The organism is Bacillus mobilis, assembly GCF_001884045.1.
GTDB lineage: Bacteria > Bacillota > Bacilli > Bacillales > Bacillaceae_G > Bacillus_A > Bacillus_A mobilis.
Window position 1 is genome coordinate 46,884 of record NZ_MACF01000086.1, and the last position, 20,292, is coordinate 67,175.

Genomic DNA, 20,292 nt, shown 5'->3' on the forward strand with positions numbered 1-20,292 from the left:
ATTATTTATTAGGGGAGGAAATAAGGGATGAACAAGAAACCGTTCAAAGTTTTGTCATCAATCGCTTTGACAGCTGTATTAGGTCTTTCATTCGGAGCGGGTGGCCAGTCTGTATATGCTGAAACACCTGTGAATAAGACAGCTACGAGCCCAGTTGATGATCATTTAATTCCAGAAGAACGTTTAGCAAATGCGCTAAAAAACCGTGGGGTAATTGATTCGAAGGCTTCAGAGACAGAAACAAAGAAAGCTGTCGAAAAATACGTAGAGAACAAAAAGGGTGAAAATCCTGGGAAAGAAGTATCAAATGGGGACCCACTTACGAAAGAAGCATCTGACTTTATAAAGAAAGTGAAAGATGCGAAAGCAGATACGAAAGAAAAGTTAGACAAACCAGCAACAGGAACACCTGCTGCGACAGGACCGGTCAGAGGTGGTCTAAATGGTAAAGTACCAACTTCTCCAGCAAAGGGAAAAGAATATAACGGTGAAGTTCGTAAAGATAAAGTACTCGTTTTACTTGTAGAGTACGCTGACTTTAAACATAACAATATTGATAAAGAACCTGGTTATATGTATACTGACGATTTTAACAAAGAACATTATGAAAAAATGTTATTCGGTGATGAGCCATTCGCATTAGAGGATGGAAGTAAAATCGAGACGTTTAAACAATATTACGAAGAGCAATCTGGCGGTAGTTATACAGTAGACGGAACAGTTACAAAATGGTTAACAGTTCCTGGTAAAGCTGCTGATTACGGTGCAGATGGTGCGACAGGTCATGATAATAAAGGACCAAAAGGACCACGTGATTTAGTAAAAGATGCATTAAAAGCAGCTGTAGATAGTGGTATTGATTTATCAGAGTTTGACCAGTTCGATCAGTACGATGTAAATGGTGATGGAAATCAAAAACAACCAGACGGCTTAATTGACCACTTAATGATTATTCATGCGGGTGTTGGACAAGAAGCAGGCGGTGGTAAATTAGGTGACGATGCAATTTGGTCACATCGCTGGACTGTTGGACCAAAACCATTCCCAATTGAAGGGACACAAGCGAAAGTTCCATATTGGGGCGGAAAGATCGCAGCATTCGACTACACAATTGAACCAGAAGATGGCGCAGTTGGTGTATTCGCACATGAATATGGTCATGATTTAGGTCTTCCAGATGAGTATGATACAGACTATACTGGTGACGGTGAACCAATTCAAGCTTGGTCTGTTATGAGTGGCGGAAGCTGGGCTGGTAACATTGCAGGAACAACACCAACAAGTTTCTCACCGCAAAATAAAGAGTTTTTCCAAAAAACAATCGGTGGTAACTGGGCAAATATCGTAGAAGTAGATTACGAGAAATTAAATAAAGGTATCGGTCTAGCAACATATTTAGACCAAAGTGTTACGAAATCAGCAAGACCAGGTATGATTCGTGTTAACTTACCAGATAAAGATATAAAAACAATTGCGCCAGCATTTGGTAAGCAGTATTACTACAGCACAAAAGGTGACAATCTTCATACAAAAATGGAGACGCCACTATTCGATTTGACAAATGCAACGACTGCGAAGTTTGATTTCAAGTCATTGTATGAAATTGAAGCAGAGTATGATTTCCTTGAAGTGCATGCTGTAACAGAAGATGGCCAAAAAACATTAATCGAAAAACTTGGCGAGAAAGCAAATAGTGGAAATGCCGATTCAACAAATGGCAAATGGATTGATAAATCATACGATTTAAGCCAATTCAAAGGCAAGAAAGTAAAGTTAACATTTGAGTACATTACAGATGGTGGGTTAGCATTAAACGGCTTCCTACTTGATAATGCATCACTAAATGTAGATGGTAAAGTAGTATTCTCTGATGATGCAGAAGGTACACCGCAGTTCAAGTTAGATGGATTCGCTGTATCTAATGGAACAGAGAAGAAAAAACATAACTACTATGTAGAGTGGAGAAACTATGCTGGTTCAGATAACGCATTGAAATATGCTCGCGGTCCAGAATACAACACTGGTATGGTTGTATGGTATGCGGATTCAGCTTACACAGATAACTGGGTTGGTTTACATCCAGGACACGGTTTCCTTGGCGTAGTTGATTCTCATCCAGAAGCGATTGTTGGAACTTTAAATGGTAAACCAACAGTGGCAAGTAGTACGCGATTCCAAATCGCTGATGCGGCGTTTTCATTCGATAAAACGCCAGCTTGGAAAGTTGTATCTCCAACGCGTGGAACATATACGTATAATGGCTTAGCAGGCGTACCGAAGTTTGATGATTCGAAAACGTATATTAATAAACAAATTCCAGATGCAGGACGTATTTTACCGAATCTTGGCCTGAAGTTTGAAGTAGTAGGACAAGCTGATGATAATTCTGCAGGTGCTGTTCGTTTATATCGTTAATACAGTAAAACTACCGAAAGATTTTCTTTCGGTAGTTTTTTTGTGAGCAATGAATTTTATATACAAGAAGAAATTATATATAATGTAACTTTACGAATAGAAATTTACTATATATGAAGTCTATATAAATAATGAAAGAATTGGATAAAAATAGTGGGAGAAGGTGAATGGATGAGTGTTTCTTCTATTGTAAATAAACAAAAGGCATATTTTTATAATGGCCATACGAGAAGTGTAGAAGTGAGAAAGAATAATTTGAAGAAGCTTTATGAAGGCATTCAGCGTTTTGAAGAAGAAATATTTCAGGCATTGAAATTAGATTTAAATAAGTCGGTTCATGAGTCGTTTACAACGGAAGTTGGATATGTATTAAAAGAAATTTCCTTTCAATTGAAGCATATTTCATCATGGAGTAAACCGAAGCGAGTTCGAACAGCACTCACTCATTTTGGATCAAAGGGGAAAGTAGTGCCTGAACCGTACGGTGTGACACTTATTATTGCACCGTGGAACTATCCATTTCAATTAGCAGTTGCACCTCTTGTAGGAGCGTTGGCGGCTGGAAATACAATCGTTTTAAAGCCGTCAGAGCTAACGCCAAACGTTTCGAAAGTGCTTACGAGAATGTTAGAAGAATTATTCCAAGAAGAGCTTGTAGCGGTAGTAGAAGGCGGTGTAGAAGAGAGTACCGAATTGTTAACGGAACCGTTTGATTATATGTTCTTTACAGGTAGTGTCGGCGTTGGGAAAGTTGTGATGGAAGCAGCTGCGAAACGGTTGACCCCACTCACGTTAGAACTTGGCGGAAAAAGCCCATGTATTGTACATAAAGATGCAAAAATAGATGTAACAGCAAGAAGAATTGTGTGGGGGAAATTTTTAAATGCAGGGCAAACGTGTGTAGCGCCTGATTATATGTATGTGCATACTTCGGTGAAAGAACAGTTAATCGAGGCATTACGACACGAAATTGCGGAGCAGTATGGAAAAAATCCACTGAACAACGACAATTATGTACGAATTGTGACTGAACGTCATTTTGAACGTTTATGTACATTTTTGAAAGATGGTAAAACGGTAATCGGCGGGAACTATAAAAAAGAAACGTTACATATAGAACCAACAGTGTTAACGAATGTTACATGGCAAAGTACTGTTATGGAAGATGAAATTTTTGGTCCGATTTTACCAATTATAGAATACGACAACATAGAAGAGGTAATTGGCACAATTCAGCAACATCCGAAGCCGTTAGCGTTATATGTATTTTCTGAAGATAAAGAAGTACAAAAGAAGGTGACGAGTAATATTTCATATGGCGGAGGCTGTATTAATGATGTTGTCTATCATCTTGCAACGCCATATTTACCTTTTGGAGGCGTCGGAAGTAGTGGATTAGGTAGTTATCATGGGGAAGAAAGTTTTCGGACTTTTTCACATTATAAAAGCATTTTAGCCCAATCTACGGCATTCGATATGAAAATTCGTTACTCTTCTACAAAAAGTGCTTTAAAATTCATACGAAAGTTGTTAAAATGATGATGGTGTTTATCAGTAGGCGTAGCCGTATGATAATAGCCCCTTCGCAATGGAAGGGGTTTTTCTGTTCGACACATGTATCGTGCGAAAATGAATCAAACATACTACATAAAGAATAGAAGAGAACGCTGCTAAACAATCATTTTTGTTTGGATCGAAGCAAAAAATAGTCTATAGAACATAAATATTTATTCATGAATATAAAAATTTAAATTTAAGGTAGATAGGACGGGAAAATGAAAAAGATTATTAAAGTTGAAGCAGTAGAAAAACATTTTGGAAATCAAGTGATTATCCCACCTCTTTCTTTAGACATTAAAGAAGGGGAATTTTTAACGATTTTAGGGCCGAGTGGTTGCGGGAAAACAACGTTACTTCGTATGATCGCAGGTTTTGAAACGCCAACTAAAGGGAATCTTTTATTAGATGATGAAAAGATTAACGATTTGCCGCCATATAAGCGTCATATGAACTTAGTGTTCCAACATTATGCGCTATTCCCACATATGAATGTGGAGAAAAATATTTGTTTCGGTATGAAAATGCAGAAAGTACCGGCAGCAGAGCAGAAAGAGCGTGCTGAAGAGGCAATGCGTTTAACGCAGTTACTTGAGTTCCGTAATCGTAAACCTGCAAAGCTTTCTGGTGGACAGCAACAGCGTGTAGCAATTGCGAGAGCGATTGTAAATAACCCGCGTGTATTATTACTAGATGAGCCACTTGGGGCGTTAGACTTTAAGTTAAGAAAAGATTTGCAACGTGAATTGAAAAACTTACAACGTAATTTAGGAATTACGTTCATATACGTAACGCACGATCAAGAAGAAGCGATGAGCATGAGTGATCGTATTGTCGTTATGAATAAAGGACATATTGAACAAATTGGAACGCCGAAAGAAATTTACAATAAGCCGAAAACGATGTTCGTTGCGACATTTATCGGTGAAAATAATATTGTGAAAAACGGGGAAGGCTATGTAGCAATTCGCCCTGAAAACGTAAAGGTGCGTTCGGTTGAAGAACCGATTTTAAAAGAATACCATCTTGGACATATTGAAGACGTTGAGTTTGTTGGAAATATGGAAAAGCTGTATGTACGTGACGAGAAAACATCAGAATTACTAATGGCATATCAAACTGCTGAAGAAGCAGCGCAGTGGAGCATTGGAGATAATGTATACGTAGGCTGGGAGCAAGAGGACGAGGTGACCTTAAATTGAAAAAAGGGAAATTACTCGCACTACCGACAGTCGCTTGGCTGTTAATCTTCTTCCTAATTCCCCTTCTGTTTGTATTGGCATTTGCCTTTATGCAGCGCGGGGCATATGGGACAGTGGAAATGCAATTTACATTAGAGAACATAGCGCGTGTGTTTGACCCATTATATATGGGGACGTTATGGGAAACAGTGAAAATTGCGGTTATTACGACAGTACTATGTTTACTGATTGGTTATCCATTTGCATATACAATTACAATTGTTGATCGTAAATATCGTTCCATTCTTTTATTATTGGCAACGATCCCGTTTTGGATTAACTTCCTTGTTCGTTCATACGCATGGATTGTTATTTTACGTTCACAAGGTCTTGTAAACACATTGCTATTGAAACTAGGTATTATTAGTGAACCTTTAAATTTACTATATAATACACCTTCTGTAGTACTCGGAATGGTCTATTCTTTATTACCATTTATGATTTTACCGGTGTATGCAGCGATTGAGCAGCTTGATAAGCGTAAGCTAGAAGCAGCTTATGATTTAGGTGCAACACCAGCAAAGGCATTTTGGAATGTAACAGTACCAATGACGATGTCAGGGATTGCTACTGGTTCTATTTTAGTGTTTGTTTCTTCTATCGGAATGTTTGTTGTATCAGACGTTATGGGTGGATCGAAGGTAGCATTAATCGGAAACGTAATTCAAAATCAATTCTTAGGAGCGCGTGACTGGCCGTTTGGATCTGCGTTATCTATGATTGTTGTTCTATTCTCTGTTCTGTTAATTTACTTATATTATCGTGCAACGAAAGTATATAAATATGATGGGAACGGAGGGGAATAGGCAAAGATGAAGAAGTTTTTAGTTTCTTATTCTTGGTTAATTTTATTGTTCTTGTATTTTCCAATGATGGTTTTAATGGTATATTCCTTCAATGATTCTCGCATTAATGCGGAATGGGAAGGCTTTACACTTCATTGGTATACAGATTTATTTCAAAAGCAAGATGTTATTGATGCGTTTGTAAATAGTATGACGATTGCGATCGTAACGACGATTGTAACGACAGTTCTTGGTGTGATTTTTGCAATTGCATTACATCGTTATAAATATCGTTATGAAGGGGCTATTAACGGTCTTGTGTATTTACCAATTTTAATTCCTGATATTTTAATGGGATTATCTTTACTTATCTTATTTAGTCAATTAGGTATGGAACTTGGCAAAACAACAATTATTATTGCGCACATTACATTTAGTATTTCATTTGTTGTCGTTATTTTAGCAGCACGCCTTTCTGGTATGGGACGTGATTTAGAAGAGGCTGCAAATGATTTAGGAGCAACGCCGTGGCAAACGTTCCGTTATGTAACGTTCCCAGCAATTGCACCAGGAGTTATTTCAGCTGCATTATTAACATTCACATTATCAATTGATGATTTTGTAATTAGTTTCTTCGTATCAGGACCAGGATCAACAACATTGCCATTATACATTTACAGTATGGTTAAGCGCGGAGTATCACCAGAAATTAATGCACTTTCTACAATTTTAATTGTAGCTATCGTAGGATTAATGGTTTTATCTGAAATCTTCCGTAACAAAGGTGCAGATGGTGAAGAAAACTCTGGAGGACACCTTCCTTTATAATACGAACGATATAGAAAGTACGAGGGGGTAATAAACCGATGAAATTAATGAAAAGATTAGCCGGCGCAGCAATTAGCTTTAGCCTTGTTGCCGGTGTACTTGCTGGTTGTGGTGAAAAGAAAGAAGAATTAAACATTTATAGCTGGGCTGACAATTTTGATGAGCAAGTGCTAAGAGATTTTGAAAAGAAATATAACGTGAAAGTTAACTATGATAAGTATGCAAGTAACGAAGAAATGCTTGCGAAATTACAAGCTGGTGGCGCGAAGTATGATTTAATTCAGCCATCTGATTACATGGTTAAAACAATGGCAAAAATGGACTTATTAGCGCCGTTAGATAAAAAGAATATCCCAAATATCGAAAATATGATTTCTAATTTCAAAACACCTGCGTTTGATCCAGAGAATAAATATTCTTTAGTATATACTTGGGGTGTAACAGGGATTGCATACAATAAAAAGTATGTGAAAGAAGCTCCTACAAGCTGGGCTGACCTATGGAATGAGAAATATAAAGGGCATGTAACTTTATTAAATGATTCTCGTGAAGTGTTAGGGATGGGTCTTAAAAAGCATGGATTCTCAAACAGTACGAAAGATGATGCACAGTTAAAGACAGCAGCAGATGATTTAAAGAAGCTACTTCCAAACTTATTAGCATTTGATACAGATAATATTAAACAAAAATTCATTACAGAAGATGCTTGGATCGGAACAGTTTGGTCTGGAGATGCAGCATTTATCGCAAAAGATAATAAAGATGTAGAGTACGTTGTACCAAAAGAAGGTGGCACAATTTGGGCTGATACGTTAGCGATTCCAAAAGGTGCGAAAAACAAAGAGCTTGCAGAGAAGTTTATGAACTACTTATTAGATGAAAAAGTAAGTGTGAAAAACTACGAGTCAATTGGATACAGTAATCCTAATGAAAAAGCTCATCCTCTACATAGTAAAGAATATCGTGAAAACCATATGATTTTCTTAACGAAAGAGGAATTAGATCGTACAGAATGGCTTGTTGATGTAGACGATAAGCTAAAAGACTATGATCGTTACTGGACAGAGTTAAAAACAAAAGGTAAATAAGTAAGAAAATGCGGTTTCTAAAGTAGAAATCGCATTTTTTCATAGTAGGAGGAAATCGTTTGAACAAGAAGTTACATCAATATGAGGTAGTATGTATCGTTTTATTACTTGCTGTATTTAGCATTGTTGCTTGGCGTGTACATGTGGGTGGCGTTACAGTGATGGATACATATGTCCGAGGATTCGTAAAAGGATTACAAACAGAAGATTCGCTTACATTTTTCTCATACTATACAAAAGTAGGGTCTGCAATTGGGATCGTAACTACGCTCGTTATAAGTCTACTTGTTTTTTGGAGAAAACGTTATTATGCTGCGATGATTGTGTATCCAGTTGGTATTTTAATAACACATCTTGTGAATAAAGGGATAAAAGAAATTGTGAAAAGAGAACGTCCGTCGTTAAATGAAGCATTGGATGCACTTGGATATAGTTTCCCTAGTGGGCATGCAATGTTATCTATTATGACATTCGGGTTTCTGGCTTATATCATTGCGGCAAATCTGAAGAGTGTAACAGGGAAATATGCTGTAACGATCTTGATGGGAATAGTCATTGTATCGATTGGTTTAAGCAGAGTTATTTTAAATGTACATTATCCAACTGATATTTTAGCTGGTTATTGCGTAGGTGGTATTTTGTTAATTATAGCGATTTACTGTCATCGTTTACTTACCGAGAGATGGGGGCTTAATAAAGAGAGATAAAGTGAAACTTTAATCAGTGGGGGTCTTACTGCCCATTAAAGCGGGATAAAAAACGTCTAGAAAAACTATCATTATAGTGTTTCTAGACGTTTTTTGTTTGTCCGAAGATGTGATACAGTATAAATGACAATTGAATTATTTAAAGTAGGTGAAAATGTGTGAAGACAAATGTACATAAAGTAGATAAGTGGGGGAAGTTAGGAGCTTTTTTGTATCAGTTTCGTTATACAGTAATTGTAGCATTACTATTGCTTGCGATCGCACTTGGTATTTTTGCCCCAAAGCTACCAGGAGTATTAGGTGGTGACGGTTTCCAAACAGAAGGGGACTATCAAAAAACGAAAGAAATTTTAGATAAAGATTTTAAGCGGTCTCAAGATACACTTTTACTCGTTTTTGAAAAAAATAAAGGTGTTTCACATGAAGAATTTCAAAAGCAAGTAGAGGGAATTGTAAAGAATATACAAGAGAAAGAGACTTATGAATCTTTCCATCACCCAGTGCAAAATAAAGAAATGTTACAAGATGATATCGGTTATGCGACAATTTTATTTTCCGGGAAAACAAATAAGGAACGAATGGAAAAGACATTACAATTTGCTGATAAAATCGAAAAGGAAGGTAATGCAGCGTTAAAAGTAACGCCTACAGGGTTTCCAAAAATTAATAAAGAGATTAATGAAAGAACGCAAAATGATTTAAAAGTAGCAGAAATGATTGGGTTACCGATTGCATTTCTCGTATTACTATTTTCATTTGGTAGCCTTTTGGCATCTATTTTACCAATTGTAAATGGGGCACTTAGTGTTATTAGTACGATGGGCATATCATACTTTATAGGTGTCGATAAGGAACTATCTATCTTTGTGTTAAATGTTGCACCGATGATTGGACTTGCGCTATCTATTGATTTTGCGCTATTATTTGTAAATCGTTTTCGAGAGGAAGTTGCAAAGCGAACGGTAAAAGAAGCGATAGCAATTACATATCAGACAGCAGGGCGTGCAATCGTATTTTCAGGATTATGTGTATTTGTTGGATTATCCGGTTTGTTTTTCTTTAAGATCGATTATATTCAGTCTGTCGCAATTAGCGGAATGATTGTTGTGATTATGAGTATTTTATTTTCACTCACACTTCTTCCAGCGCTATTATCATTAATTGGGAAACGAATATTAAAAAAGAATCAAGTAGCACATACACCGGCAAAGGCGTGGCGTAAATTTGCACAATTTGTAATGAAACATCCAATTGCGATGATTATTGTCGTTACAACATTTATTGTTATTTGCTTATTACCATTACGGACAGCTAATTTGCAGTTCCCTGACGTGGAAGCTCTACCTAAACAAAGCGATACAAGAATTGCATATGAGAAGTATGAAGAAGCATTTAATAAAACGGCAAAAACACATGCTGATGTTACGTTAGTGGTAGAGACGAAAAAAGATATGAAAGAAAAAGAAAGTTTACAAAAGGTTGAAGAAGTCGTTCAAAAGTTAAAAGATGATAAGAAAGTGCATGAAGTAAGAAGTTTATATGACGGGTTAACAGGTATGAAAGCAGATCAAGTTGCTGGAATGTTAGAGTCACCAGAAGCAGCGAAACTAGCTCCTGTATTTGAAGCATATACGAAAGGGAATAAGACGACGATAGAAGTCTTTCTAAAAACAAAACCACGTACTGAAACTGCTAAACAATGGGTTCGTGATTTTAAACAAAATTATAAAGAAACAGATGTTACGTATTATTTAGGTGGGATGACGACGTTCCAACAAGAGTTAGAAGATGAAATTAAAGATAAAGTTGCAATTGGTATGTCTGTTATATTTGGATCGACCTTTGTTATATTATTATTTGCATTCCGATCTATACTCATTCCGATTAAGGCAATTATTATGAATATACTTAGTTTAAGTGCAACAATCGGAATTGTTGTTTGGTTATTTGAAGGTGGGCATTTTGGTTTAGAAGCGAGTCCGGTTCTATTTGTCTTACCAATCTTCATTTTCGGTCTCGTATTTGGGCTTAGCATGGATTATGAAGTCTTTCTTATTTCACGTATTCATGAATTGTATGAAGAAACAGGAGATAACGATCAAGCAACGTTAGAAGGACTTGTGTCAACAAGTAGGATCATTACATCAGCTGCGTTAATTATGATTGTTGTAACTGGTGCGTTCGCCTTTACTGATATTCTACCAGTAAGGCAAATGGGGCTTGGCGTTGCATTAGCGATATTCCTTGATGCAACAATTATTCGTCTTATGCTCGTACCAAGTTTAATGAAATTGTTTGGAGACTGGAACTGGTGGTTGCCATTTCGAAAGAAAAGAGAGAAATCATCGTAAAAAATACTCATCTATAAGATGAGTATTTTTTTATGAATAGCAAGGCCTACATTTTGCAAATAGTATGTGATAAGAAGATTACATATAAGTAGGTGAAGGCAATGTTTCGTTATTTTAAGTTTAAGCTAAATGATACAGTACAGTTTGCAGAAAACGATGGGCATATGTATCGCATTGTCGGTTATCGGTTAGAAAAAGGATTTTATCCAAAAGATGAATGGACTCATATTATTTATGAATTACTGAGAGATTTTGATGGATATACGATGGATGCGGAAGAGGAGGAACTTGTAAAGGTCATTCAAGTAGAGGATGAGTATTACAAAATACAAGAGGTATCGGGCTATCGTTATCCAGTAAAAATGAAGCAAAAACAACACGTGATGAAAGTAGAAAAGATGGATGATTTATTAGATACGTATAATGATTATAAAAGATTGGCGGATTTCTTTAAAGATTTATCGTATGAGCAAAAAGCCGAAGAAGTATTGCAAGAAATGAAACGGCGTAGAGCGTGAGGGGGCAGTCTACTATAAGACTGCCCTCTATTTTTGACGGTGCATCAAAGTGTATTTTCCGTTACAATGAGAGAATCAATAGAAATAAGGTGATACAGTATGGAAACGAAGAAAAAGGGCGAATGGTGCGAAATTACTGTTCCAGCGAAATGGAATGGCATAAGTATTGATTCGTTATTAAAAATAGAATGGGAAATACCGAAAAAGTTGTTGCATCAGCTTCGTATGGAGAAAGGTGTTACCGTTAACGGAGAACAAAGAAGATGGAATGAGCTTTTAAAAGAAGGCGATAAGTTGCAAGTGCATATGTTTGTGGAGGAAGAATACGATGTAGAGCCTGAATATGGTGAATTACATGTAGTATATGAAGACGATCACGTACTCATCGTAAATAAGCCTGAGAAGATGGATACACATCCTGCTGAAAAAGGTGGAACGGGAACACTTGCAAACCTTGTTGCCTTTCATTTTCAAATGCAAGGTTTAGAGACGAAGGTTCGTCATATTCATCGATTAGATAAAGATACGACAGGCGGTGTCGTGTTTGCTAAACATAGAATTGCTGGTGCAATTATGGATCGTTTATTAATGGAGCGAAAAATTAAAAGAACATATGCCGCGCTTGTGGAAGGAAAAGTAAAAGGTAAGCAAGGAACCATTGACGCAGCGATTGGAAGAGATCGTCATCATGCGACGAGACGACGTGTTTCTCCAAAAGGAGATCAAGCAATCACATATTATAAAGTAGAGAAGTATTTTAAAAAACAAAATGTTACGCTCGTAACGTTACAATTAGAAACAGGTAGAACACATCAAATTCGTGTTCATATGAGTTATCATGGTAATCCGTTAGTTGGAGATGTATTATATGGTGGACAAACGCAATATATGTCCGGGCAAGCATTACATGCGATGAAGATAAACTTCTTACATCCCATTACGAAAGAAGAGATCGAAGTGGATGTACCATTTCCTGCAAAATTAAATAATACAATGAAAGAATTTCAAAGAATGAATGCGTAAAGTATAAGTTTAAATTTGAGAAAAGTAGATTTTTGCAGGAATTTCTCTAAAAGAAGCGAAGCCGTTAAGAGAAAAGAGAGGTGAGAATCGCTTGGTCAAATGTAAATATATACTCGGAATATTTTTCGCTTGTCTTGTATTTACTCTATGCCTCTATCCATATTTACCAAACCTTATGGCAGTACATTGGAATGAAAATGGTGCACCGAACGAGTTTATGAGTAAACAAGTTGTTATAGCATTTATTCCTTGTCTTATTATTTTTTTACATGGATTCGTGTATAGTATTTCACATAATATATATAAGTTTAATGAGGGCGAGCATGTCATTACAAATGGATTTATAAAAACAATTACTTTATTTATGTTGTTTATCCATATGCTCATTCTCTTTATTAATTTTGGAAGTATGATATCCTTTCAGACAGGACTAACGATTGGAATTAGTATGTTTCTTTTTATGCTTAGTAAAGGGTTTAAAACAGTTAAGAGTACGGAAAAAGACCCAATTAAATTACAAAAAATTCGTTTAGTGAGTAGGCGGATTTTCCAAGTGATGGCATGTAGTATATTGTTTTCACTGTTTTTGGACTTGAAGTGGGGGTTTTACGTGTTACTTAGTGTAATAAGCTGTGGCTCTATTTTGTTTATGTTCTACATAATGTACTCATACATAATAGAAAGTTATGAAACGTAAAAAAGAGTCTTCTCATTATGAGAAGACTCTTTTAATCTATTTACTTCGTAATAAATTGTTGTGTCCAGTAGTTGCCGCTTTCTACATAGCCAACACCGATGTGAGTGAAGCCGTTATTTAAGATGTTTGCACGGTGTCCAGCACTGTTCATCCAAGCTTGTACTACTTCTTCAGGTGTACGTTGGCCTTGAGCGATGTTTTCACCTGCAGATTTATAAGAAATACCAAATTTCTTCATCATGTCAAACGGAGATCCGTAAGTAGGGCTATTATGATCAAAGTAGTTATTTTTTTGCATATCTTCAGATTTAATACGTGCTACTTTGCTTAATTCAGTATCGATTTGTAATGCTGGTAAGCCTTGTTTTGTACGCTCAGCGTTTGTTAATTCAACAACACGTTGTTCGAACTCGCTTAAAGATTTTGCTTCTTCAGCAGGCTTTTGCTCAGCAGGTTTTTGTTCAGCTGGTTTTTGAGTATTGTTGTTTTCAGCTGGTTTTTGAGCTTCTGGTTTTTGAACTTGCTCAGCAGGTTTTTGCTCAGCAGGCTTTTGCTCAACAGGTTTTTGTTCAGTAGGCTTTGGAGCTACTGGTTTAGCTGTTGGTTGTTCAGTTACAACATTTCCATTAGGTTGTTGACCAGGAATATAGCAGTTTGGTTGGAAGTTTCCTTGTTGCCATTGTGCGAATGACTCAACTCCCATAGATTGTAAGAATGCTTGTAATTCTTGTTGACTCATTTGCTTCATCATCACTTTAGAATGCTGAATATTTTGAACCTTTATGTTAGATGGTTGTACTGTTGCAGCTTGTGCATCTAAAGAAGATACTCCTAAAGTAAGTGCTGTTGCAGCAGCTACAGATAATAGAACACGTTTTTTCATAATGTTTGCCCCCATATTGTCTATGTTTTTATTTATTTTTTGCCAGCCGTCTAACTGACAAATTCATCGTAGCATAGATTTTGCGAGAAAAAAGATGGAAAAAAATTCATAGACTCAAAATTTACCTAATTTATCCTAAGAGGGGAAATGGGGGAAATAAGAGAAACATAGAGTATAAAAGGAATTTTCAGCATTTTTATACTTGGTCTTAAAATGATTTTTTGGTTAAATATACCTCAAGCGAAAAAGGAGAATGCTTTTGTAGCAACGATTAGAGCGTTTTTTTTAGGGATTAACTGGATGATAATTTACAAAACTGTAATGTTTCTGTTGTTCTTTTTTATAATAAAGTAACATATTTTTAATGTTGTAGCAGACAAAAAAGCGGCTATCTCTTTACGTAGACGAAGGAGATAGCCGTTTTCTTATTATTACGTATGTTACGAGTTATTACGAGTTGGTTTCAATTGCTTCTAATAATAAATCTACAATGTGAATTCCTCTCATTTTATGAGAAAGACCTTCTCGCTCAATGCCCAATTTCATTTGTAATAAACAACCTGGATTTGCAGTAACAATGGTTGCTGCTTCTGTTTCATGCACGCGATCCATTTTATAATCTAGAAATTCCATGGATAACTCTGAATGAACAATATTGTAAATACCAGCAGAACCACAGCAGCGATCCGCATCCTTCATTTCACGGTATGTTGCGCCTTGAATTGCTTCTAGTAACATACGAGGTTCTGAAGATGTTCGCATAACATTGCGTAAATGACAAGAGTCTTGATACGTAATAATTTGCGGCTTGAGTCGTAAGTCATTCCGTTTATGGAAATCCAGTTCGACTAGAATAGCAGTAATATCTTTAATTTTAGAAACAAACTGCTTCGCACGTTCAGCCCACTGTGGATCGTCTTTTAAAAGATAATCGTAGTCTACAAGATAAGCTCCGCAACCACCAGCATTCGTAATGATATAGTCGATGTTTAAATCTTCGAAGGCTTTTATATTGCGTTTCGCTAATTCTTTTGCTCCACTTTTCTCACCAGCATGTCCATGTAATGCCCCGCAGCAACTTTGTGTTTTCGGAATAACGATATCACAACCAGCTAACTGAAGTAGTTTCATCGTTGCATTATTTGTTTCTAAAAACATCGTATCCATTAAACAACCTGTGAAGAATGCAACTTGTTTCTTCTTTGTACTTTCAGCAGGTAAAAATGCAGGACGATCTTTCATTTCTTTCATTTTTGGGACTTTTGGTAAAACGAGATCCATCGTTGCAAGTGTTTCAGGGAATAACTTCATAATTCCTGTTTTATGTGTTAGCGTTTGTAAACCGGAACGTTGGTAAAATCCGATTAATCCTGTTAATGTTCTCATTCGATTTTGATGCGGGAATAGTCCTTCAAAAACGACTTTACGAACAGCTTTCACTGGCACGGAGAACTTTTTATTTTGATTTATAATATCACGAGTTTCTTCTAATAAATGTCCATAATTCACACCTGATGGACAAACAGGTTCACAAGCGCGGCAGCCAAGACAAACATTTAATGTGTTTTCAACATCTTCATCTGGCTCAATTAAACCGTCAACGACCGCTTTCATTAATGCGATACGTCCACGTGGTGAATGTGATTCTTTATATCCAGATTGAATATAAGTAGGACAAGTTGGTAAGCAGAAACCGCATCGCATACAGTTTAGTAGTTCATCTTCACTTAATCGTTCTTTAAATTCCTTTTGAATGTTTTCTTTATTTAATGTTGTCATCGCTCAACCACCACTCTTTTACGAGTGTCCTTCGCGAACATCTTTCCTGGATTCATAATGTTATTTGGATCGAAGGCTTGTTTAATCCCTTGCATAGCAGCAATACCTTCTTTACCTAATTTCATTTCTAAATACGGAGCTTTCATCGCACCAACACCATGTTCACCAGTAATCGTGCCGCCAAGTTCAATTGCTTTTGCAAATATCTCAGCAAATGCTTGTTCAGCTCGGTGCATTTCTTCTTCATTACGAGCATCTGTCATACAAGTTGGATGTAAGTTACCATCACCAGCATGTCCAAATGTACAAATAGGAATATTATATTTTTTTGCAATGGCATTAATCGCTTCAACCATTGGAGCGATTTGTGAACGTGGTACCGTTGCATCTTCCAGTATTGTAGTAGGCTTTAATCTTGCAAGTGCTGATAGTGCACTACGGCGAGCTGTCCGAAGCGCATCTGCTTCTGCTTCATCTTTGGCAACGCGAACATCAACTGCATTCATAGAGCGGCAAACGTTAGCCATTTTTTCAATATCTCGATTGACAACTTCAGGCGGACCATCTTGCTCAATTAATAAAATTGCTTTTACGTCAGTTGGTAAACCGATTTGAGCAAACTCTTCTACTACTTCAATTGTCGGTTGGTCTAAAAACTCAAGTGTCGCTGGAATGATTTTATTTGCAATAATAGAAGAAACAGCACGAGCAGCTTCATTAATATCTTCATAGAGCGCAAGCATCGTTTTCTTCGTTTCAGGCATAGGAACAAGTTTTAAAATTGCTTCTGTTACGACACCAAGTGTTCCTTCAGAACCGATAAATAACCGAGTTAAATCGTAACCAGCTACATCTTTTGCTAATTTACCACCAGTGCGAATAATATCGCCATTCGGTAAGACAAGTTCAAGACCCATCACATAATCACGTGTTACGCCATATTTCAATCCGCGTAAGCCACCTGAGTTTTCATTAATGTTACCGCCAATTGTAGAAATTTTCATCGAGCTTGGATCTGGTGGATAAAATAAACCTTTTTCTTCTACCGCTTTAATAATATCAAGCGTAATCACACCAGCTTGTACTGTGATTGTTAAATTCTCTTCATCAATTTCTAAAATGTTATTCATATGACGGAAGATAAGGACGATACCGCCTTCAAGTGGACATGTTCCTGCGCAAAGGTTTGTTCCAGAGCCACGAACATATACAGGAATGTTGTGAGTGTTACATACTTTTAACACTTCTGCTACTTCATTTGTATTACGAGGAGCAATGACAGCATCAGGCATTGCTTGGAAGTTTGGAGTGGCATCATAACTATACGTTAAACGCCCCATATTGGATGTATCTACATTATCTTCGCCAACAATGGATACGAATGAATGAATAATTTGCTTTTCTAACATTGGAAATCCCCCTCAAACTGTTAACGTATTTAGTCATTATAAAAAACGTTGTCACAGTGCTTTCATTATAATGATAAAAAAGTTGGGGGATTCTTTCTATGTATAATCATCTAAAGATTACTCTATTTTATCGTTCTTTTTTGTGTGATTATCTAATAAGAGGAGCGAGAAGTATAGAATATGTAAGTCTTTGAATTGTTTCGGATCAAGTCCTGTATGCTCCTCGACCTTTTTAAGTCTGTAATGCAATGTGTTAATGTGTATATGTAATTGTTCAGCTGTTTGTTTATAGGATTGGTTATAATCGATAAATAAGCGTAAAGTGTGCATAAGCTCAGGAGATGATAGTAAGTTTTCAATCGTGCGCCTTAGAAACTGTTCCCGCGTTTCTGCAGAAATATCTTGTAAGCACATTTCTAAACGTAAATCTTCATTAAATACAATTTGTTTCGTTTCAAGTGATACGGAAAGAGCTTGCAATGCTTGTTCGTACGACAAGTTCATATTGCTTGGCGTAACGGACTGTCCAATCCCGATATATAAAGGAATAGAAAACGAATTTTCACAGTCTTGTTTTAATCGTGTTAAAAATTGATACGTTTGTTCTTTGGAGCTTGTGGCTGTAAATAAAATGAATCGATCATTTCCCCAGCGAACAAATAGATGCTCCTTTGTTAATAGATTGCGTACGTGTTGCCAAATTTTACGCTGAAGCATCGTGTCATTTTGATCGATAGAGAACAAAATAAGTTGTTTCTTCTTATATAAATCAATACCAAGTGTTTTTGCGCGATCGAGAAAGCTTGGAGACCAGTCTGTATTTTGAAGCCAATCAAAGACAAACGCTTCATAAGAACGGTGTTCAAGTTCTAGTTGTTCTAAAAAGTAGTTTTCATGAATGAGTAGTTCGGTCATTTTACGTAATATTTCTCCGTATTGTGAAATGTTTTCAGGTTCGCCTGTAATTCCAATGACACCAATTACTTCGTCATGAAATAGTAAGGGGAGGTTCATCCCCGCCTTTACGCCTTGCAAACGTCGTTCATCTTCTTTTGTAATAATGACAGTTTTCTTTTGTTTTGCACATCGGAGTGCGCCTTCATGAAACTGACCGATTCTTTCTACATCTGTACTTGCGATAATAACGCCTTCTATATTAATGATAATAATATTTTCTTTAATTAGTCTGCGTACTTCTCGTACAATTTTATTCGCTAAATCAGGAAAAAGCATAATTTGCACACCTCAAATTCTATTTGTTGTACATTATATATGTAAATGAAGTAAGAAAGGAAAATTTCACACTTTCCACACATTTATTTGTTATTTTACAATTATAACGAAATCATCCGAAGATGGAGGGAATCTTTTGAGAAAGTATGTTTTTCTTCTCTGTTTTTTATTTCTATTAGTAGGGTGTCAAGGAAGTACATATACACCGATTGCTAAAGATAAAAGTGTTATGATAACAACGAATATAAAAGAAGGTAGTATCAGTTTTGTTGATAAACAAACTAAAAAGTTAATTACGACATGGGAACTTAATGAACCAATGGCAGGAGTTGCACTACTTCCAAACGGCGAGGATATACTTGTATATGGCAAGCAGTTAGAGTACATGTATGTATATTCACTAGCAGAGGGACGGCAAGTGGACAAGTATAAAACTGGAAAAGGCATTGTAAATGTGATTGTATCCGAAGATAAAAAGCAATTATTTGCTGCCGATCAAACTGCCCAAAAGGTAAGGTTCTTTACGATAAAAGGGAAAGAGACAGGGAGTGTATCAACAGGAAAAGGACCGATAACGATGGTAGAGTACCATAACCAGTTATCTGTATTAAACTTTTATGATACGAAGCTAACGACAATTGATACAAAGAAAAAAGAAGTGATACAATCCTTTATGATTCCCCCAGCATCAACAGGAGCGACAATTAGCCCAGATGGGAAAGAAATATGGATTGGCGGACATGGTGATGGAAATCAAGTCAATGAAAAAGTATTAGTATATTCATTGCAGAGCGGAGAAATGGTACGTTCTTTACATGCTCCGTTTATGCCTGTGAATATAACGAAGGATAATAAGTATGTATATGCATTAAGTCACGGTTCGAATACGCTTAGACAGTTTGATGTTAGCACGTATAAAGAGGTAGCCTCTGTAGAAATAGGGTCGAATCCATTTGCATTTTTGAAGAGCGGAGCAGAAGGATACGTAGCAAGCTATGATAGTGATGAAGTGTGTGTCATAGATATGAAGAATTTGAAAATAAAACAAACAATTAAAGTCGGAAAAGGGCCGTTTCAACTCATAGAGAGGGAAGGGAAGAACAATGAGTAAATATAGGGTGCTAGTTGTAGATGATGAAAGTGATATGAGGCAGCTCGTTGGAATGTATTTAGATAATTTCGGATACGAGTGGGGAGAAGCTGAAAATGGAAAAGAGGCGCTAAAAAAATTAGAGACGGATCATTATGATTTCGTTGTATTAGATATTATGATGCCAGAGATGGATGGACTTTCAGTTTGTAAAGAAATTAGAAAAACATCAGATGTACCAATTATATTTTTAACAGCAAAAGGTGAAGAGTGGAATAGGGTGAACGGCTTACGTATGGGAGCAGATGATTATATTGTAAAGCCATTTAGTCCTGGAGAACTAATTGCTCGTATGGAAGCTGTGCTAAGACGTTATACAAAGCAAGAGCAACAAGAGGAGATTCAGTTTGGACCAATCCTTATTAATGAAAAAAGTAGGAAGATTGAGGCAGGTGGTGAGCCGATTTCTCTTACAGTAAAAGAGTTTGATTTACTCTATTTTCTTTGCCAACATACAGGACAAGTATTTAGCCGGGAACAATTGCTGGAAAAGGTATGGGGATATGATTATGCCGGAAGTACAAGAACAGTAGATACGCACGTGAAAACGATGCGTTTGAAGCTTGGAGAAAGTGGAAACTACATTCAAACTGTTTGGGGTGTAGGCTATAAATTTGAGGTGTAACGT

At 36.6% G+C, this 20,292-nt stretch carries 17 protein-coding genes; 13 read left to right on the forward strand and 4 right to left on the reverse strand.

The annotated features are described in order from the left end of the window. Window positions 1-27 precede the first annotated feature (27 nt). The 11 genes from inhA1 (at window position 28) to BAQ44_RS15300 (ending at window position 13,210) form a co-directional block, all read left to right on the forward strand. Window positions 28-2,415: a M6 family metalloprotease immune inhibitor InhA1 gene (gene inhA1, locus BAQ44_RS15250; protein WP_071722221.1), complete on the forward strand. Its 2,388-nt coding sequence runs from the start codon at window positions 28-30 to the stop codon at window positions 2,413-2,415. A 171-nt stretch (window positions 2,416-2,586) separates the two neighbouring features. Continuing rightward, complete coding sequence (locus BAQ44_RS15255) at window positions 2,587-3,954, forward strand: aldehyde dehydrogenase (RefSeq protein WP_071722222.1); 1,368 nt, start codon at window positions 2,587-2,589, stop codon at window positions 3,952-3,954. A 236-nt stretch (window positions 3,955-4,190) separates the two neighbouring features. Continuing rightward, on the forward strand, window positions 4,191-5,174 hold the full coding sequence (gene potA, locus BAQ44_RS15260) for a spermidine/putrescine ABC transporter ATP-binding protein PotA (protein WP_000720323.1): 984 nt from the start codon (window positions 4,191-4,193) through the stop codon (window positions 5,172-5,174). Beyond that, window positions 5,171-6,019 (forward strand): spermidine/putrescine ABC transporter permease PotB, encoded by an 849-nt coding sequence (potB, locus tag BAQ44_RS15265; protein ID WP_061678818.1) that lies wholly within the window; start codon window positions 5,171-5,173, stop codon window positions 6,017-6,019. The genes potA and potB overlap by 4 nt, the downstream gene beginning before the upstream one ends. 6 nt (window positions 6,020-6,025) lie before the next feature. Beyond that, window positions 6,026-6,826, forward strand: a complete 801-nt coding sequence (gene potC, locus BAQ44_RS15270; RefSeq protein WP_061678819.1) for a spermidine/putrescine ABC transporter permease PotC — start codon at window positions 6,026-6,028, stop codon at window positions 6,824-6,826. Window positions 6,827-6,864: 38 nt separating this feature from the next. After that, window positions 6,865-7,914, forward strand: a complete 1,050-nt coding sequence (gene potD, locus BAQ44_RS15275; RefSeq protein ID WP_061678820.1) for a spermidine/putrescine ABC transporter substrate-binding protein PotD — start codon at window positions 6,865-6,867, stop codon at window positions 7,912-7,914. 59 nt (window positions 7,915-7,973) lie between these two features. Beyond that, window positions 7,974-8,621, forward strand: a complete 648-nt coding sequence (locus BAQ44_RS15280; protein ID WP_071722223.1) for a phosphatase PAP2 family protein — start codon at window positions 7,974-7,976, stop codon at window positions 8,619-8,621. A 158-nt stretch (window positions 8,622-8,779) separates the two neighbouring features. Continuing rightward, complete coding sequence (locus BAQ44_RS15285) at window positions 8,780-10,972, forward strand: MMPL family transporter (protein ID WP_071722225.1); 2,193 nt, start codon at window positions 8,780-8,782, stop codon at window positions 10,970-10,972. Window positions 10,973-11,073: 101 nt separating this feature from the next. Then, window positions 11,074-11,490 (forward strand): YodN-related protein, encoded by a 417-nt coding sequence (locus tag BAQ44_RS15290; protein WP_061678834.1) that lies wholly within the window; start codon window positions 11,074-11,076, stop codon window positions 11,488-11,490. Window positions 11,491-11,589: 99 nt separating this feature from the next. Next, on the forward strand, window positions 11,590-12,513 hold the full coding sequence (locus BAQ44_RS15295) for an RluA family pseudouridine synthase (protein ID WP_071722227.1): 924 nt from the start codon (window positions 11,590-11,592) through the stop codon (window positions 12,511-12,513). A 91-nt stretch (window positions 12,514-12,604) separates the two neighbouring features. Continuing rightward, the gene (locus BAQ44_RS15300) at window positions 12,605-13,210 is read left to right on the forward strand and encodes a DUF1648 domain-containing protein (protein ID WP_071722229.1); all 606 of its coding nucleotides are present in this window, start codon (window positions 12,605-12,607) and stop codon (window positions 13,208-13,210) included. A gap of 40 nt (window positions 13,211-13,250) precedes the next feature. On the opposite strand, the gene BAQ44_RS15305 is transcribed toward BAQ44_RS15300, so the two are convergent. From BAQ44_RS15305 to BAQ44_RS15320, 4 genes are all read right to left on the reverse strand, one after another. Beyond that, entirely contained in the window at window positions 13,251-14,093 is an 843-nt protein-coding gene (locus BAQ44_RS15305) for a CAP domain-containing protein (RefSeq protein WP_071722231.1), read from the reverse strand. A gap of 450 nt (window positions 14,094-14,543) precedes the next feature. Next, a complete protein-coding gene (locus tag BAQ44_RS15310) occupies window positions 14,544-15,872 on the reverse strand; it encodes a (Fe-S)-binding protein (RefSeq protein WP_071722233.1) in 1,329 nt (442 codons plus the stop codon). After that, window positions 15,869-17,281: a glycolate oxidase subunit GlcD gene (gene glcD / locus BAQ44_RS15315; RefSeq protein ID WP_063261882.1), complete on the reverse strand. Its 1,413-nt coding sequence runs from the start codon at window positions 17,279-17,281 to the stop codon at window positions 15,869-15,871. The genes BAQ44_RS15310 and glcD overlap by 4 nt, the downstream gene beginning before the upstream one ends. Before the next feature lie 117 nt (window positions 17,282-17,398). Further along, complete coding sequence (locus tag BAQ44_RS15320; protein ID WP_071722238.1) at window positions 17,399-18,514, reverse strand: CdaR family transcriptional regulator; 1,116 nt, start codon at window positions 18,512-18,514, stop codon at window positions 17,399-17,401. A 136-nt stretch (window positions 18,515-18,650) separates the two neighbouring features. Here BAQ44_RS15320 and BAQ44_RS15325 point away from each other — a divergent pair, with 136 nt between their 5' ends. Both BAQ44_RS15325 and BAQ44_RS15330 read left to right on the forward strand, forming a co-directional pair. Further along, entirely contained in the window at window positions 18,651-19,625 is a 975-nt protein-coding gene (locus BAQ44_RS15325; RefSeq protein WP_061678845.1) for a YncE family protein, read from the forward strand. Further along, a complete protein-coding gene (locus BAQ44_RS15330; RefSeq protein ID WP_061678846.1) occupies window positions 19,618-20,289 on the forward strand; it encodes a response regulator transcription factor in 672 nt (223 codons plus the stop codon). The genes BAQ44_RS15325 and BAQ44_RS15330 overlap by 8 nt, the downstream gene beginning before the upstream one ends. Window positions 20,290-20,292 lie beyond the last annotated feature (3 nt).